Source organism: Dyadobacter sandarakinus, from assembly GCF_016894445.1.
In the GTDB taxonomy this organism is placed as follows: Bacteria; Bacteroidota; Bacteroidia; order Cytophagales; family Spirosomataceae; genus Dyadobacter; species Dyadobacter sandarakinus.
On sequence record NZ_CP056775.1, the window covers coordinates 5,054,626 to 5,072,111 of the forward strand.

At 45.4% G+C, this 17,486-nt stretch carries 13 protein-coding genes and 1 tRNA gene; 7 read left to right on the forward strand and 7 right to left on the reverse strand.

Annotated elements, in window-relative coordinates:
- The first annotated feature begins 134 nt into the window (after positions 1-134).
- From HWI92_RS20850 to HWI92_RS20870, 5 genes are all read left to right on the forward strand, one after another.
- Positions 135-461 (forward strand): hypothetical protein, encoded by a 327-nt coding sequence (locus HWI92_RS20850; RefSeq protein WP_204658880.1) that lies wholly within the window; start codon positions 135-137, stop codon positions 459-461.
- A 310-nt stretch (positions 462-771) separates the two neighbouring features.
- Entirely contained in the window at positions 772-1,788 is a 1,017-nt protein-coding gene (locus HWI92_RS20855) for a hypothetical protein (RefSeq protein WP_204658882.1), read from the forward strand.
- An 809-nt stretch (positions 1,789-2,597) separates the two neighbouring features.
- Positions 2,598-3,251, forward strand: coding sequence for a DUF5683 domain-containing protein (locus HWI92_RS20860; RefSeq protein WP_204658884.1), 654 nt, complete (start codon positions 2,598-2,600; stop codon positions 3,249-3,251).
- Positions 3,252-3,417: 166 nt separating this feature from the next.
- Entirely contained in the window at positions 3,418-3,831 is a 414-nt protein-coding gene (locus HWI92_RS20865) for a hypothetical protein (protein WP_204658886.1), read from the forward strand.
- 502 nt (positions 3,832-4,333) lie between these two features.
- Complete coding sequence (locus tag HWI92_RS20870) at positions 4,334-5,266, forward strand: TraB/GumN family protein (RefSeq protein ID WP_204658888.1); 933 nt, start codon at positions 4,334-4,336, stop codon at positions 5,264-5,266.
- 373 nt (positions 5,267-5,639) lie between these two features.
- Here the strand turns inward: HWI92_RS20870 and HWI92_RS20875 are convergent, their stop codons facing one another.
- A complete protein-coding gene (locus tag HWI92_RS20875; RefSeq protein ID WP_204658890.1) occupies positions 5,640-6,398 on the reverse strand; it encodes an MBL fold metallo-hydrolase in 759 nt (252 codons plus the stop codon).
- 102 nt (positions 6,399-6,500) lie between these two features.
- Here HWI92_RS20875 and HWI92_RS20880 point away from each other — a divergent pair, with 102 nt between their 5' ends.
- On the forward strand, positions 6,501-6,848 hold the full coding sequence (locus HWI92_RS20880; protein ID WP_204658892.1) for a winged helix-turn-helix transcriptional regulator: 348 nt from the start codon (positions 6,501-6,503) through the stop codon (positions 6,846-6,848).
- A 99-nt stretch (positions 6,849-6,947) separates the two neighbouring features.
- The gene (locus HWI92_RS20885) at positions 6,948-7,250 is read left to right on the forward strand and encodes a site-specific integrase (protein ID WP_204658894.1); all 303 of its coding nucleotides are present in this window, start codon (positions 6,948-6,950) and stop codon (positions 7,248-7,250) included.
- Between the two features lie 183 nt (positions 7,251-7,433).
- Here the strand turns inward: HWI92_RS20885 and HWI92_RS20890 are convergent, their stop codons facing one another.
- From HWI92_RS20890 to HWI92_RS20915, 6 genes are all read right to left on the reverse strand, one after another.
- On the reverse strand, positions 7,434-9,842 hold the full coding sequence (locus HWI92_RS20890; protein ID WP_204658896.1) for an ABC transporter permease: 2,409 nt from the start codon (positions 9,840-9,842) through the stop codon (positions 7,434-7,436).
- A gap of 595 nt (positions 9,843-10,437) precedes the next feature.
- Positions 10,438-10,511: transfer RNA gene (locus HWI92_RS20895), tRNA-Pro, on the reverse strand.
- An 84-nt stretch (positions 10,512-10,595) separates the two neighbouring features.
- Positions 10,596-14,027 (reverse strand): efflux RND transporter permease subunit, encoded by a 3,432-nt coding sequence (locus HWI92_RS20900; protein ID WP_204658898.1) that lies wholly within the window; start codon positions 14,025-14,027, stop codon positions 10,596-10,598.
- A 93-nt stretch (positions 14,028-14,120) separates the two neighbouring features.
- Positions 14,121-15,254: an efflux RND transporter periplasmic adaptor subunit gene (locus tag HWI92_RS20905; protein WP_204664742.1), complete on the reverse strand. Its 1,134-nt coding sequence runs from the start codon at positions 15,252-15,254 to the stop codon at positions 14,121-14,123.
- A 50-nt stretch (positions 15,255-15,304) separates the two neighbouring features.
- Complete coding sequence (locus tag HWI92_RS20910) at positions 15,305-16,672, reverse strand: TolC family protein (protein ID WP_229248407.1); 1,368 nt, start codon at positions 16,670-16,672, stop codon at positions 15,305-15,307.
- On the reverse strand, positions 16,662-17,288 hold the full coding sequence (locus HWI92_RS20915; RefSeq protein ID WP_229248409.1) for a TetR/AcrR family transcriptional regulator: 627 nt from the start codon (positions 17,286-17,288) through the stop codon (positions 16,662-16,664). The genes HWI92_RS20910 and HWI92_RS20915 overlap by 11 nt, the downstream gene beginning before the upstream one ends.
- Between the last annotated feature and the right edge of the window lie 198 nt (positions 17,289-17,486).

Genomic DNA, 17,486 nt, shown 5'->3' on the forward strand with positions numbered 1-17,486 from the left:
CGCCGGCAATAGAAGCGCTTGTGCAAAAAGGGACCGACCGGCAGAGCTAGGGAGAGCAGGCGCTGCTCTCGCTGGGGTACCGGCTTGATCAGCATGGCCAGCTGATCAACATCGAGGTCGAGTGAGGGGAAGCGATGAAGAAAACGGTCGAACACTTTCTGCAGGGTACGACCTCGGAGCAAAATTTTTTCCAGGAACTGGCCAGAAGGGGAATCCGGATCGAGCAAGGGCAAGGGGATATCTACTACCAGGATGGGAAAGGAAAGCCGATATCGTCACAAAAGCTGGGCGAACGGTACAGCGCCGGCGGACTTTCGGAGCAGATCCGCGGCAATCAGGTTGAGCAAAGCAGCCGGCAGAGCTATGAGCGGATCATGGCTGGATCTTCGCCAATTTCAAAGGTAGCGCCCCACAGGTGTCGTCTTACCTGGAAAACCTGGGGGAAGACGATATTGGGCTGATCTGTCGGAGCGTTGCCCAGGACAGCGGGCCGGCCGGCGCGGATCTCGCGAGGAAATGGTTAGAAAGGGACACTGCTAAATACTTGGGAGCTGGCTGGATACCGGCAGCAGCTGAGAAAACAGGGTCTGGATATGGGGAAGGACAGGAGAATGAGTCTGAATTTATAAGTAGAAAAATGCTCCGATTAGAAAAATTAAAAATTCAAACATTTCTTCTGGAAGTATATTTCGGGTTGCTATATTAGGCCGCATAATGCCCGATGATAATGCAATTTAAGTACTTCGAAAATATCTATATTAGGTATCTTGTATGAAACCACAGAATAGAATAAATAATCCAGAGCATATTGACAGACTTTTAATCGACAAAAATTTAAAAGATGGAAAATTTGTTATTGTTCAATTCTCTGACGAATTATATACCGACAAAATACTTGCCGAATTAAATGAACTTTGTCTAAATTATGACGGGAATTTCAGTGTTCGTTTTTATGGGCATTATCAATGGTCTTTTAATTGCAAGACACTTTTAAAATTACCAAACATAAAATCTCTTTGGCTTGACTGCCTATCGAAAGCCGATAACTTAGAAGTATTGACTGAATTGAAAAATTTAAGACGATTAAGCTTAGGCGTATTTGAGCTTAAAGAGACAGAAATTTTTCAAGCAAACAATCTTAAAAATTTAGAAAAGTTAATTATCTCTGATACAAGAACAAAGGCCCTGAATCTTCAATATTTGGAAAACTATAAACACTTAAATTATTTAATCATTTCCGGACATACTAAAAACATTGATGTTGTTGGAAAACTGTCAGAAATAGAATATTTAGGTTTAAATTCTATTTCAAGAATTAACTTAGACTTTGTAAACAAACTTAGAAGATTAAAATCACTAAATTTTGTTTTAGGCGGGCGTGAGAATTTAGATGAAATTGAAGAAAATGAAATTGAGAATCTCGAAATTATTCGAGTAAGAGCATTTAATAGCTTTAAGAATATTTCCAAATTTAAAAAATTAAAAACTCTTCGAATTGAAGATCAAATACAATTGAATGAACTTCAATTTGATACAGAAATTTCTACCTTGACAGACTTTAAGTTAATCAACTGCAAGACTTTTAAATCATTAACAGGACTCGAAAAATTAATCCGACTTAAGCAGTTGAGAATTTACAAGACAGATATAAAATTTGAAGAATTAATTAAACAGCATTTGCCAAAGTCACTAGACATTCTTGCATTTTACACGGCAAAGACAAAAATTGACAAGGAGATTAAAGAAAAGCTTTTAAAGTTAGGATACAAAGATGGGCTCGATAGATAACTACGGTTTGATCTAACAAGTGTTTAATGAAGAAATGATAACACGCCAAGACAGTTGCGATAATTTTGGTTTAGTGCTCAACAGACTGTTTTATGGCTATACGAGGCTGTTTTCCTCTCAACCTTATAGAGGAAAATACAACCCGCTGCACTTGCTTACGGAACAATTAACCAGGACAAAACCCAGAAAACGCCATAGCGGTTTTACTAAACGGATTTTATGTTAAATGAGAAAACATAGAGCAAGGGGGTGATGGCCCGTTGGTTGAAATTCCTGGGAAAGTACAAGGAGAGCGGACTTTTGTAATTTGCTTTCGAGAGGGCGCTGCAAATATGTTCAACCTTGGTGGGTTATTCGATATGGCGATCCCTCTCATACGCTTCTCGCCCGATATGGTTGCGAGGTTTCAATGTGATTAAACGTCCGGTTAGGTATGAAATCAGCAAGCAGCGTTACTTTATGGATTTTATCAATGGAAAGGCATATTTACAACCGCCGACGTAAACACACTGGGACTGGGTACATTCCCAATGAACTGTTTTTCGGGACCAATACGAAAGCATCATAATTAAAATTAATTTCATCCGTTTGCTGTCCAGTGAAACGGGAGTAGTTCAGTGAACCATTAAGCGTCACTGCATAAGTTTACCTGTACCCTTGTCGTGTCAACCAGACTTATGCGCCTATCAGTTTTTCTACAAAGCACCGTGGTAATAAGCCACACACTCAAATGCGTTGATTGTATGGTTTAACATTTTTTATGTTGGTTTGAAAAGGTCTGTGTGGTTGCTTGCGCCAAAAATCGAGCCATGAACAACACTTTAAAATTCTTGTATTTAACTGCCATAAGCTTTACAGTGCTTTTTACACCTATCAAATCAGCTGCTGCGTTTTACTCCAAAGAAATATCAAGAGCTGATTCCACCAGTGGCGAAAGGATTAAGCATGTTAGATCGCCAAGTCCCCGGACCGCTGCCAAGTTGGCGGTTATTCCAGGCTTAGGTCAGGTTTACAATAGAGATTTCTGGAAGATTCCGATCGTCTACGGATCGTTGGGCGGAAGTTTGGTTGCTATCCATTTGAATTCAATCAAATATCAGGACTTTTTGAAAGCGTACTTAGGGTTCTACAATCTTGGTAATGGAAGCCTAAGCCAGGGGGTAACAGCCGATACGCGCATGCCTGTTGTGGTGCGGAATCTTTTCAATACCAAGAGTGTGGTGAAATTATACACGAGAGATCAGGTGGCGAGGCAAAAGGATGTGTGGCGAAGATACAGAAATGTTTCAGTTCTAATCTCAGGCATGATCTATTTGCTAAGTATCATTGAGGCCAATGTCGCCGCTCATCTTAAAGGCTTTGATGTTTCCGACGACCTATCTATTCAAATCCAACCCCAACCAGTCACACTGCCTGGGATGATGTCAGGCGCTAACATTCGAATTGTTCTTAGCTATAAGTAATCGGTTTCCTCGGGAGGAATATTACGCGGCTGGCGAAGTTCTTGCTTTTGTGCAATGACAAGGGAGCTTTATAATTTCAAAGAGGATGAAATTTTGCTGACTGAATACCCGTTTTTAGTCTATCAGTTACAAACAGAAACTCTTGTCGATCCCTTATCATTTTAAAATGAAATCATTTATCACTAAACACAGCCATTCACAAAAATGGGCATTAGCTGTATTAGGCTGCTTTGTTACCGGACTCTTATCATGCGAAGATTACAGAGAAGCCGAGCCCATCTTTACGGAGCAAGTCAAGGTTATAAACCTTAACAGGGATACTTTAATAGCGGTTTACAATGAGAAACTGGCAACTACTGCCAGAGTATCTTTTGTCGAAACTTTATCTGATACGGCATTAGTAAAAATTGCCTCAGATACAGTTTTTTCCAAGCCTCAAGCTACATTTCTGCTCCCGATCACAAATCCACCTCTCATGCTCATATCAGGCCTTTCAGGGGACTCTTTATTTATCAAGTATGAACCCTATAAAAAGGTAATAACAGGCGATCTTACAATTGAAATTACTTTTCAAAGATAGTACATGCCTAAGCTTTAAATGATGAATGACTCGGGAAAACGTAAAAAAAGCCCTTACAGCCGTTCTTTTGAAAAGAGGGTTAAAGAGGCCAGATCCGATAAAGCAAAAGGGGAACTGATCACAGTTGATCCGGAGAATGTATGGGATAGCATCGAATCCGGATCCGAGCAGGATAACACAGAGATTAGCATAAAAAGGTACTTGGTTTCAGGACGATCGCATCTTTATCCGACAGCAGCAGGTGAAGAACGGAGAATGCCGCAGCAGTAGTTTCCTATGCATTAACTAGACGACCCAGCCCAAGGCACGACCTGCAAATGAAGAAGGCGCTCGCTGAAATCTTAACGTAAAGACCTCGAGCCTCAGTAGAAAGGTCTATGGTGCCACATACCGACGCTGAATGAGTACAGAAAAACCACCGGATTATTTTAAGGATAAGATCGTATAATGTTAGAATGCACCGACCTGAAGCTTATAAACAAAACATGTGTTGACTTAGCCTATGAAAATTGCCCTGTTCTTCATATTGACACTTTTACTATTTAATCCATCTAGATACACGCTCAAAGACAAGAAAGGGAGCCGTCTTTCAGGGCCGTCGACCATATTGTGGAAAATCACCGGCAAAGAATCCAAACAGCCATCCTACTTGTTGGGGACATTTCATTTGGCTGATGCCGATTGGCTGTATACATATCCTGAAATACAAAAGGCCATTGATGAAACCGAATTTATCTTAACAGAAGCATTCACAACAGATTCGACACCAGCATTTTCCATTCCGCGCAAAGATCAGTTAAAAGCCATACCACTACTGGACGAAGAACAATATGCGACGCTCGATTCTTTTTTCATAGCTCGTGTCGGTGAAGGGATAAAAGGGAATCAAGACGCTGAAAATATGACTGTTGCTGAAATGAGAGGTGCAATTATTACCACTCTGATTTCTGAGACAAAAGGTCCGAATGGAATCACCAATTTTATGGATTTAGACCTCTTTAAGTATTATCAGAAACTAGGCAGGAAAGGAGGTCGTCTGGATCGCGTTGCTCCTTCGGAATTTGACTCCGTTGCCATTGAACATGCAAGAGAATACCTTGCGCGGTCACTACGCTATATTGAAGGAAGTGATAAGTCTGATTGGAATATTTACCATCAGGACGGTATAGAAGATATCATTTCCCGCTATAAGGCCTTTGATCTTGATTACAAGTTGGATCAGCACGCAGATAAAATGGAGCTATTATCTGATTTCGATTTTGTACCCGTCGAAGAGCGAAATAAAAATTGGATAAGCAAAATTACCTCCATGATCTCTACTCGACCAACTCTAATAGCTGTTGGTTTAGGCCACCTATATTACCGGACAGGTGTAATTTCCCTACTGCGCAAGGATGGCTATAAGGTTGAGCCGATCATACTCAGCAAAAAATGATAAGATATTTTCAAGAGCTGTGCGTATGCTCGCCAGAGTACAGAAGAACGACTGTATTTGTGAACCTTGCTGCCCCTGACCTGTCCTGAAAAGCGTTGACCGATTGCTTTTACCAGCTTTTAAAACAGCGGATTTGTTAGTAATTCGTTCTTCTTCATAGCAGCTATATTGAACTCGCAAAATAGCAATATATGTGGGATGCTTTTGGTTGCCTCTATCCAACGCGCAAATGTTAACGTTCAGGTAATTTAACCGGTACCGCCCTTACTTAAACCTATACATGAGCAGTATACGTTGATTTTCATTAAAGGTCAGACCATTTAGCTCATGTAGCATTGTGTTAATAATCAAAACTTGCCCATATGCAAGGCAATTAGAACAGTTTTTCGCCGTCGTTGGGCGCCCAGGCGCGGCCTGAAAATCTATTGGAAACGAGTGCTGCGCGCACATCACTTCGAGACTCTGGAACATGGTTCAAGCTTTCCAGGTGTACGATATATACATTTGCGGCTGGCGCATGACGACACACGGTCAAAATATCGGAGATATCCATAATGATAGGTGTTCCGGTAGTGAAACGGGCACCACCCCCGTTCAATACAATGTGGGTCGGATTATTGTCGGCAATTGCAGCGCCAACTTCGTCGCACCAGATGGTGTCGCCTGCAATGTAAAGCCGGTAGGCCTCATGAGCTATTACATAACCAGACACTGACCCGAGCATTTTTTCGATTTCTCCTGTCCCGTGATGGCCATCCGTGCGCTTTATCTGTAACTCGTCGATTGTTACTTGGTCATCAATAGCAACTACGCTGGTAAAGCCTTGCTCGCGGACTATGTTGGCATACTCCGGCGGAGTATATAGCGTGATATCTTTCGGTAGAAGCTCACGAGCCCTTTCATCCCAATGATCGTTATGCAAATGCGTTAGTAGTACGGCGTCAGTCCGGCTGATAAGATCCTGGAGCTCTAATTCGGAGACAGGCAAGTCCACGATCGGATTGCGGACAGGGTTGGCAGAGTTTGGAATGGGATCATAAGCCTCTTTTTGGGCCAGCATCGGGTCGATTAGAAAGATTTTGCCATGAACATCAAGGACCAGGGAGGCATTTCTTAAAAGCTGCAGTTTCATTGGATATGATTTAACTTTGACCCTTCAAAGTTTGACTTTATTTGCCGTATCTTTTTGAAATTAACTTTTTTGTAACCTGTTCCCCTTTTGGTAACTATGGATATGAAACAATTCAGACATTGTGGCCTCAATGTCGCGCTAGGCATGTTATCTGGTAAATGGAAACCAATTATTTTATTTTATCTCTTCCATAACGAACAGATGCGCTTCACAGAATTATGGCGCGTCATACCAAAAGTGACAAAAAAAGTGCTGCTAGATCAGCTACGGGATCTGGAAATTAACCAGTTAATTGTGCGCGAGGAAAGAAATACTTTTCCTCCCGAAGTCTACTACGCCCTGTCTGAACGCGGCAAGACACTAGGCCCGGCCCTGGCGACCCTTGAAAGTTGGGCAAACGAATATGCCCCGACTGAGGTAGCAGCGCAGCGCCAGCAGAGTATGCGGTAATACACTAGCGTAAGTAATTTTGAAAAAGGCGGCCTCATTAACTTCGATTTAGTACATATGATAACGTCCTTTATCACATGTTAAAAGTGAGTAATTATTATGAACGAGCTGACTGTTAAAATTTCTTCCTTACCTGTGCCGGCTTTGGTGGCCAGTGCTGGCGACCGGGCAAAGAAGCGCTTCCTGGAATTCTTTGCGGCCACGATCCGGAACCCAAATACCCGCAGGTATTATGGTCGGGCAGCCGCTGATTTTATAATGTACTGCGAACAGCTTGGCGTTAGCTCCATTGACCACGTGATGCCGCTGCATGTGGCCGCCTGGGTTGAAATGCTTTGCCACTCGGTTTCTTCCCCTACTGTTAAATTACGGTTGGCAGCCGTGCGGCATTTGCTGGATTAGTTGGTGATTAGCCAGATCGTACCACCCATCTAGCATCATCAATTAAAGGCCGCTCCTACTAGGTCTAGGTGAGTAAGACCCTATTTTCTATATAGATGAAAGCACGTAAGATCTTGAATGCTACCTCCTGCAAGCAGGTTGTCAAACATACATGAGCTTTCAAGCGCCATTCAGATCATCAGTCTATTCACTACGCAAGCTTTTCACTGGATTTAGCAGTGCTGCCTTAATAGCCTGGAAGCTGACAGTGGTAAGGGCGATTGCAAGCGTTCCTATGCTTGTAAGCGCAAATATCCACCAGGAAACTTGTGTATGGTAACTATATTTTTCCAACCAGCGATCCATTATCAACCATGCGGCGGGTGTTGCCAATAGACAAGACAGTATTATCAGAACCACAAAATCAGCGCATAGCAGCCGCCATATGCTGATGACGGATGCTCCTAGCACTTTTCTGATACCGACCTCTTTCGTTCGTTGTTCTGCCATAAAAGATGCCATTCCAAAAAGTCCAAGACAACTAATGAAGATCGCCAAGCCCGTAAATACTGCCGCCAAGCTACTGATCTTTTCCTCTGAGGCAAACTTGGCTGCATAGTCCTGATCAACAAACTTATAATTGAAGGGTGAATCAGGACTATGCTTTTTGAAAACAGTTTCCAATTGTCCTAAGGCTTGGCTGGTACGCGTTGAAGGGTTAAGCCGCACTGTTATGAACCGCCCTCCCTTCGGGTGGATGAAGAAAATGGATTTTCGAACTGGCTCATAAGGCGATTCCATCACCATATCTTCAATCACTCCGATGATCTTAAATGACCGTCCATCCCAGGTTACAGTTTCACCGATAGCATCATTTAAGTCCTTTTTCCCTAAACCCATGAATTGGGCGGCCGCCTTGTTGATTACAAACCCAGCAGAATCCGTGGCAAAAGCCTTGTTAAAATCCCGGCCAGCTACAAAATCCCATCCGACTGTTTTGCCAAAATCATGGGATATCCCAATGGTTGCAAACTCAGATTGCAATCCTGGGTCTTTGGCTTTCCAATTGAAACCTACATTGGCAGAAAATACTTCTGTGAGCGGAGCTGCCGATTCTGCCATCGATGTTACAGTGCCCATTTTCAACAGATCATCCAACACAGCGTCAAAGTGCGTATGAACACCTTCGTTAGTGACCAGCATGGTGACTAAGCCTTGCCTGTTATATCCGGTGGCCCGATCTTTGGCGTGCAGGATCTGCTTGTAAACAACGACAGTGCCGATGATAAGTGTAATGGAGACCGTGAACTGTATGACCAGCAGCACTTTTCGTGGAAGTGCCGCACGCAGGCCTGAAGAAACCCATCTACCTTTCAATGCTTTAATCGGCTGGAAAGAGGACAAATAAAATGCTGGATAACTGCCTGCAATAAAGCCGGTCAGCAGGGTAAATAGCAGCCCCCAACCCCAGAAAACAGGGCTCAGCCAGGGAAAGCTCATTTTCTTTTCAGCAATCTCATTGAATGTGGGCAGTAGAAGCCATGTCAGGACCAGCGAGATTAGAAATGCCGGGAAGACAACCAGGAACGACTCACTAAAAAACTGGCTTACCAGCTGCATCCGCACCGAGCCTATGGCTTTTCTTATTCCTACTTCCCGGGCCCGTTTCTGCGACCGCGCAGTACTCAGGTTCATGAAATTGATACAAGCCAATAGCAGTACAAATATGCCAATAGTCCCAAATAACCAGACATAATCAATCCTACCGGTTGTGTTTTGTCCGTTGAGCCATTCAGAATATAGATGCCAGCGACTCATAGGCACCAATATAATTTGGGGCTTGAATTTCCGTCCTGCTTCATCCACTTTGCGCAGTTTCAGGTCCCTGATCTTTGTGGAAAGCATGTCCGAATCCCTGTTCTTGGAAAGCTGTACAAAAATCTGAAATGAACTGCTTTCCCAATCTCTGTTTTTAACGGCTTCTTTTACCCAATCCGTAGATGCGGTATACAAATCGAACGGGGCGATAAAACCGAGCTCGTGAAATTCAGAGTTGTAAGGAATGTCTTTGTAAACGCCAACTACTTTAACATCAAGATCATCATTGATTTTGATCATTTTGTCCACAGGATCAGCATTCCTAAAGATTGCTTTGGCTACGGATTCGGATAGCAGGACTGTGGCTGGATCTTTTAAGCCCAATGCGCTTCCACTAAGCAATTGTAAGGAGAGCATTTCGGCGGCACCAAAAGACATGAAGTTGCCTGGCCTTGTAAAGCTCGACGTTTTGTAGGTAAGTGTATATTGTTGTAGCCATGAAGTAATTACCACACGGTCAAAGTCTTTGCCAAAGTCGGTTTGCAGCGATTCAAAAAGTGGGGCTGGGACGTTATCTCCCGTATTTAACTGACCATCTAAGGTCTGCTGCTGCATGATGCGAGCAATATGCTTGTAGTGGGTGTGGTATTTATTGAAAGAAAGCTCATCATAAATCCATAGACCTATTAGCATGGCTATTGTCATACCCATTGCAAGCCCACCAATGTTAATGGCAGAATAGGACTTATTGCCAATCAGATTACGCCAGGCAATTTTGAGATAGTTTTTGATCATGGGAGCAGTCGGTTTCTCATAAAAGAGTCTCATGAGAATCCCTTACTTGTGCTTAGTACAATAAGGTTACAAGTAAGCGCCGATTAACTTTGTTAAGCCAAAACGGGTTTCTTAGGTCAATGCTGTGTATGTAACACGCAAACGATTATTAAAGAGTGAAACTAAAATTATGGTATTGGAAGAACAGGTAATCAATAAGTCTGGCGCTGCGATGATTGTGAACTTGCTGAATTAACTAGGCTTGTCCACAAGCATACGTGCGTTTGCTTGTGGACGCCTGAAGTCAATAGGAAAGTACAGATTAATGTGTACTGCTCCGCGCTAACTGAACCCAAATCTTTGTCCAAATGATATACAGGCACGTTTCTGGTCAAGCTTGAAATTACACTTTAACGACCGTATAATCGAACACTGGTCGAGCTAGTCGATCAAAGATTTTGATGCCTTTTATGGAAGTCGAAGTCTTAAATTAGGCGCGATAAGTACGACGACAACAAGAAAAACTCGATGAACCTGAGAAAAAATGTTCGACCTATGTTCGACCTAATGAAAAAGCCACTTACAACTCTCGGTCATAAGTGGCTGATTTTCAATGTCGGGATGACAAGATTCGAACTTGCGACCCCTAGCACCCCATGCTAGTGCGCTACCGGACTGCGCTACATCCCGTTCCTCATTTGGGTTGCAAATCTATAAATGTTTTCAAAAAAAAGCCCGTCCCAGGATAAAATAACCGGGGACGGGCGAAAAATTTTATATCGTTTCACTCTGCCAATTGGGGTTTACAACCTCCGGAGCGCTCTTTCTGAACCATTTGTCACGTACTCGCTCGTTGACATAGTACATGCAGGGTACTATAATCAATGTCAGCAAAGTCGAGAATGTTAGCCCGAAAATGATGGTCCAGGCCAGAATGTTCCAGAAAACAGAGCTCGGTCCTCCTACAACCAGGTCTGGTTCGAGGTTGCGGAACAGACCTACAAAGTCCACCGTAATACCAAGCGCCAGGGGTACCAGTCCCAGTACCGCAGCCGAAGCCGTCAGAAGTACCGGCGTGAGCCTGATCGCTCCCCCTTCAATAATAGCTTCCCGCATCGGATATCCCCGGCCGCGGAGCTCTTCAATGAACTCAATGAGGAGAATACCATTTTTTACCACGATCCCCGCCAGCGCAATGATCCCCACACCCGACATGATGACCGAAAAGTCTTTGTCGAAAACAATGAAGCCCAGTAACACGCCAATCAGCGAAAGCAGGATGGTAAAGAAGATAATGAATGGTTTGACAACCGAGTTGAACTGCGTGGCCAGGATCAGGTAAATCAGCAGGATAGCCGCACCGAAAGCGGTGCCCAGGAATGCCATAGATTCATTCTGCTCCTCCTGCTCACCGCCCATTTTAATCGTATAACCATTCGGAACCTCCATATCCTCGATCAGGGTCTGGATTTGCGCCACGATTTCATTGGCATTATAGCCGGGCAGTACGTCCGATCCGAGGGTCACTATACGTTGCTGATCCTGGCGGTTGATCTGGCTGAATGTCGTAGAGTAATGAATGTTGGCCACAGAAGTGATGGGCACCTGGCGCAATGCACCTCCCATCACCATGTCGCGGTACACCACATTCAGGCTCAGCAGTTTTTCAATTTGTTCACGGTCATCCTTTTCCAGCCGGACCATAATCGGGTACTCGTCCTTATCATCGCGGAACTTGGAAACTTCCAGACCAAACAAGGCCGTACGTACTGCCAACGCAATTTGCTGCGAGCTGATCCCTTCACGCTGCGCCTTTTCCCGGTCTATATCAATAACGATCTCAGGCTTGTTGGTAACGAGGTCGGACCGGAGCTGATCAATACCTTCGATACCTGACTGTGCCACACGCTGCAGTACTGTTTTTTCAAGCTTCTGCAGTACGGTGAAATCGTCCCCGGAAATTTCAATGGAGATGGGCTTACCGGTCGGAGGGCCTACTGCTTCCCGTTCAACGGAAATCTCAGCGCCGGGAATGCCTACTACGGCCGCACGTATTTTCCTCAGAATGTCTTCGGACGAGCGCCCGCCTCTTTCGGTACCATATACAAAGGCAACAGTTACTTTGGATTTGTGTGGTGTTGCAGCACGGTCAGGGTTATACGGATCACCCGCGTTTTTGCCCACGTTAGCAATCACTGAGTTTACCATATCCATGGCCTTTTCTTTTTCCAGCACATCAAAAACCTTCTTTTCAATCACTTTCGTTACCGAGTCTGTCACCCGGGCGTCAGTACCGATGGGCATTTTATTATAAACATACACATAGTCGGGATCGCCGCTGGGGAAGAACAATACCTTGGGTTGTACGATCCCTGTCAGTACAAAGGTGCAAACCAGCATCAGGACCATCACCACGATCGCTACTACCGGCCGCCAGCCTCTCAGCAGCCAGTCGATAAGCTTGCGGTAATTATTTTTCAATGCGGGTAAAAGTTTGTCCTGAAAAGGCACAAGGATTCTTGGCGTCAATACATAATGGTTGAAAATGTACAGGAGCAGAATGAAAATGAAGAAGTTACCCAGTCCACGATCCACGAGGTAGCCCAGCAATGCGGCTACTGCCAGAATGATCAGCGGGCGGCGGATGGATTTCAGGCTGGTATCGTGCGCTTCCTTTTCGTCGTCATGCCGTCCCATAAACGATACGGCAAAAACCGGGTTCATGACATAAGCCACAAACAGCGAGGCTCCCAGCGTGATAATGAGCGTGAGCGGCATGAACTTCATAAATTCCCCCACAATCCCGGTCCAGAAAAGCAGTGGAAAAAACGGTGCAATGGTCGTAAGCGTACCTGAAAGTACCGGGATAAACACTTCCCCGGCGGCTGCCTTTACCGCCTGCTGGATGGTCCAGTCCTTGTGCATGTTGAAGAGCCGGTGGGTATTTTCGATCACCACAATCGCGTCGTCCACCACCAGCCCGATTCCCAGCAAAAAGGCAAACAGTACAATGGTGTTCAGGGTAAATTCAGTACCAACCATAGGTCCGATGATTGGCATCATCACAAATGCTACCAGTGCAGACAGCGGAACCGAAAGCCCTACAAAGATCGCGTCGCGCACACCCATGAAGAACATCAGTACCATTACCACAAAGATAAAGCCGAGTACCACCGTATTGATCAGATCGTGCAGGTCTGCCCGTGTCTGTATGGATTGATCTGCTGTAATTTTTACATCAAGTCCCTGCGGAAAACGGTCTTCCTTATATTCTGCAATTACATTCTCGATCTTGTCTGCTGCTTCTACCAGGTTTTCTCCCGAACGCTTGATAACGTTCAGCGTAATAACGGATTTGTTGGCCAGCCGCGCAAAGTCCTGCTGCTCCTCAAAGCTGTCGGTTACCTCAGCGACGTCACCCAGGCGAACCGTAGCACCCGTAGAAGTACGAATGCGAATGTTGCCCATATCGTCTACATTGGTATACTCACCCTTTACCCGCAAGGTACGGCGTACACCTTCCACATTCAGTTCACCGCCTGACACGTTGATGTTTTCGCCTTGTACCGCCGTTTGTACATCAAAAAACGTAAGTCCCGACGCCTTCATCCGGTCCAGGTTGACATTGATCTGGATCTCGCGGTTCAATGCGCCGAGAATGTCTACTCGGGTGATTTCAGGCAGGGCTTCAATGCCGTCCTGAAGGTCTTCCGCGTATTGCTTAAGCTGTTTCAGGGAATAGTTACCAGCGATGTTTACGTTCATGATCGGAAACTCCGAGAAGTTCACATCCTGGGCAGTAGGGCCGGAATCCAGGTTTTGCGGCAGGTCGGTTTTGGCTTTGTCAATGGCATCCCTGACACGCTGCAATGCTACCTCCACCTGTACGTCGGGTGTGAATTCCACCAGGATCACCGATACGTCCTGCAATGCATTGGACTTAATCTTTTTCACCCCGTTCAGCGATTTCAGCTGTTTTTCAATGGGCTTGTTAATCGTATTTTCGATGTCTGCAGGCGCCGTACCGAAGTATACCGTATTGATATAAATCTGGGGGATCTTGATATCCGGAAATTGTTCTTTGGGCAGGTTATTGTACACCATAAACCCGGCAAGCGTGATAATGAACGTGAAGATGTAAATCGTCGTCCGGTTTTCAACGCACCAGTTGGTGAAGCCCAGGGTTTTATATTCGCTAAATTTCATAATGTTGAATGACTGAATGATTGAATGACCGAATGACGGACAATTTCTGACTCACTGACTACAACTGACCTGAGCGGTCGTCACTCTTCATGTTTAGTAGCTGATCGGCTGGCCGTCCGAAACATCCTGGTAACCCATGGTAATCAGCTGGTCGCCGGCACTGAGTCCTTTCAGGATTTCCACTTTGCCCTTGTAGCTCAAACCAGTCTGTACTTCCCGGGCCTTCGCCACTTTTTTATTGCCTTCGGTCACAGCTACGTACACTACATTGCCTTGTTCCGTACTCTGAACAAAGTTCTGGTCGATGGCCAGTGCATTTTTGCTAGTGGCATCATTGATCTGTACGGCTGCCATCATGTTGGGCTTGATGGCGCGGTCGGAAGGCAGGTTGGCTTCAATGGTAAACGTACGCGAAAGCGGGTCCACGGCGGTGCTCACAAATGTAACGCGGGCTTTAAACTCCTTTTTCAGGTCAGGAAACTGTACAATCACCTCATCGCCTTTTTTGACGCTGGCCGCATACGTATCCGATACTTTGGCCGATACTTTCAGGTTGCTCAGGTTCACAACCCGCACTACGCCCACACCTGGTGACGCTGTTTCTCCTACCTTCACATTAACCTGGTCCACCACGCCGGCCATGGGCGAGACGATGTTGCCTTGCGACAGCTGGGTATTCAGCGTAGAAAGCTTTCTTTCCAGTGCTTCCTTGTTGTTTTTGGCCTGAAGGTATTGCAGCTCGGTACCGATTTTCTGCTCCCATAGGTGCTGCTGCTTTTCAAAAAGCGTATTTGCAAGCGAAAGCTGTGTTTTCAGTTCTTCTATGGACTCACTCAGAATACTGTTGTCGATCTTGCCGATTACGGTGCCTGCACGTACATTATCACCTTCCTTGACGTACATGGCCGTAATCACGCCCCCTGTTTTGGGCGTGACCAGTACGTTGTTTTTGGCATCGACAGTACCTTGCAGCTCTACATAATGCCGGAATGTCTCCGCGCCCAGGGTATCAACAGATACCGCCTTCACCTTGCTTTCACCGGCCTTTTTCGGATCCAGTTTGGCGATCTCGGTTTCCAGCGTCTTGATCTTCTTTTCGGTTTCACTGCGCTCGGCTTTCAGCTTGGCGAGTTCTTCCTTTTTACCTTCCAGGCCTTCCTTTTTTGCGTCACCGCAGGAGTACAGCAGCGCGGCCATTATGGTAATTATCAGGATATGCTTTTTCATGGTATAATCAGGTAGCAGTTTCAGATTTTGTTTCGGTGTTAATATTCTGTTCATTTTTCAACATAAAGTTCGCCTCTTGCCCTGCTCAGGTCTACTTTGGCCAGTATCAGGTCATAAAGGGCTGTGAAATAGTTGGTCTGGGCTTCTTTCAGGGACGATTCCGCATTAATCACCTCAATGTTGGATCCTACGCCTTCCTTGTACTTGATTTTGGAAACACGTACAATTTCCTGCGCCAGGTCAAGGTTGCGTTTCTGGGTTTCCAGGGTGGCAAATGCATTCTTGATGTTAATGCTGGCCTGACTGGTTTCCAGGTCGATGGACTGCTGTAAAAGCGTCTGGTTATTTTTTACTTTATCCAGCGCAAGCTTTTTCTGGTCGAGCTGGTAACGTTTGCTGAAACCATCGAAGATCGGCACAGTAAGGTTCAGGCTGAGTAATGCATTGTTAAACCATTTGGTCGAAAATAAGCTGGTAAAGCTGTCCTGACCATTGTTGTGGCCGTATCCGAACGACAGCGACAAACTGGGCAGGTAGCCCGCACGCACATTTCTGATATCCAGGCCGGCAAGTTTTTCCTGTGTTTGCAGCAATGCAAATTCTACCCGGTTTTCATAGCTGGCTGCCAGGTTGGAGGTACTGGCACGCAATGCGTCGATGTCTACCGCATTGATATCGTCCGTCAGCCGCACAGATTGCGTTGCCGGCATGCCCATCTGAAATTTCAAAAGTGCGTAGCTGATCTCAATCAGGTTCTGCACTTTCTGCCGCTCGGTACGCAGGTTGTTGAGTTGTACTTCGAGCCTGTTTACATCCAGCAATTCTACAAACCCGCTTTCATTCATGACTTTCGTTTCCAGCATGAGCGTGTCTACACGGCTGATGTTCAGATCCAGCAGCTTTGCGCGTTCTTCGGCCACCTGGGCCGAATAATACGCCTTGGTCACAGCTTCTGCCACGGATACTTTGGATTGGGTAATGCTTTTCTGAGCAAGCTCGCGGTAGGTAGCTGCTGCTTTTAAACCAATGAAATAAGATCCATTGAAGATCAGCTGCTGCAGTGTGGCCGCGGCTGTACCCTGGTACCTTACCCCAAACTTCACGGCTACCGGAGGTGCATCAGCGGACGCATTGGGATCCGCGAAGTTGGCCGGCAGGAAGAAGCGCTGGATGATCACATTGTCAGTGATATTGAAATTGGCAGTCACCTGTGGCAGCCCGGCAGCACGTATTTCACCAATCCGGGCTTCGGCGGAAAGTGCATCCAGCTGCGTGTTTTTTACATTCAGGTTGTTTTTGATGGCATAATCCACTGCCTGTGACAGTGAAAAGCTGTTGTCCTGGGCTTTCGCGTGACCAAAGCTGAGTATGATCGCGAACAGGGCGAAGCTGCGGCGCATAAAGGTTTCATTTTTCATGGGTGTTATATTCGATTGCTGATTTGCCTTTGATAGAATTGTAATGCTGCAAACCTTTTTCCGACAGTATACCCCGCAAAAAGTGGGTCAGCAGCTCCAATTGGATGTACATGACATTATGCTTTTTGTTGGTGAAAATCGTATGGTCAAAGGCCATCATCACCTGTTCGACGCGCAGGAGCGAGAGTATTTCGGTGTCAATGTCGGCATGGTAGAGCCCTAATGCAATGCCGCGGTCCAGGTTGTCGCGGATGTGCCGGAGTATGACCTCATGCTTATAGGAATCAAAAAGTCCCCAGGCATCCGGATAGTACTTTTTCAGGTCATACAGGAAAGTCGGGTTCATATGGGTGAGCGTTTGCTGCATTTGTTCAGTTGTAAAAATCATCTGCTCCACCGGATTGGGTCCCTGCTCGTCGATCCGCTCTATCTCACATTGCTCGTCGGCCAGTACCTGCCTGATAACCAACTCCAGAATCGCTTCCTTGTCTGCATAATGCTGGTAAATGGTACGCTTTGAAATTCCAAGTTCCCTGGCAATATCGTCCATGGTTACGCTCTTGATGCCGTAGCGCCAGAATAGCTTATAGGCCGATTGTATAATACGCTCTTTCACACCGGCAAATTTGTAATTTTCCGATCACAAAAACCAAGAAAACTCCGGAAAGTTTCAAAGTTTTCTGAGATCAAAAAAGTCTGACTGTTCTGATCCTTACAAGCAGGACGTAAGTCTAGATACAAGATACCGGTGAAGCGGGTTACGAAACCGGTATATTTCCCCTGCTGACATTATCTTATTGTTAAATATTGCTGC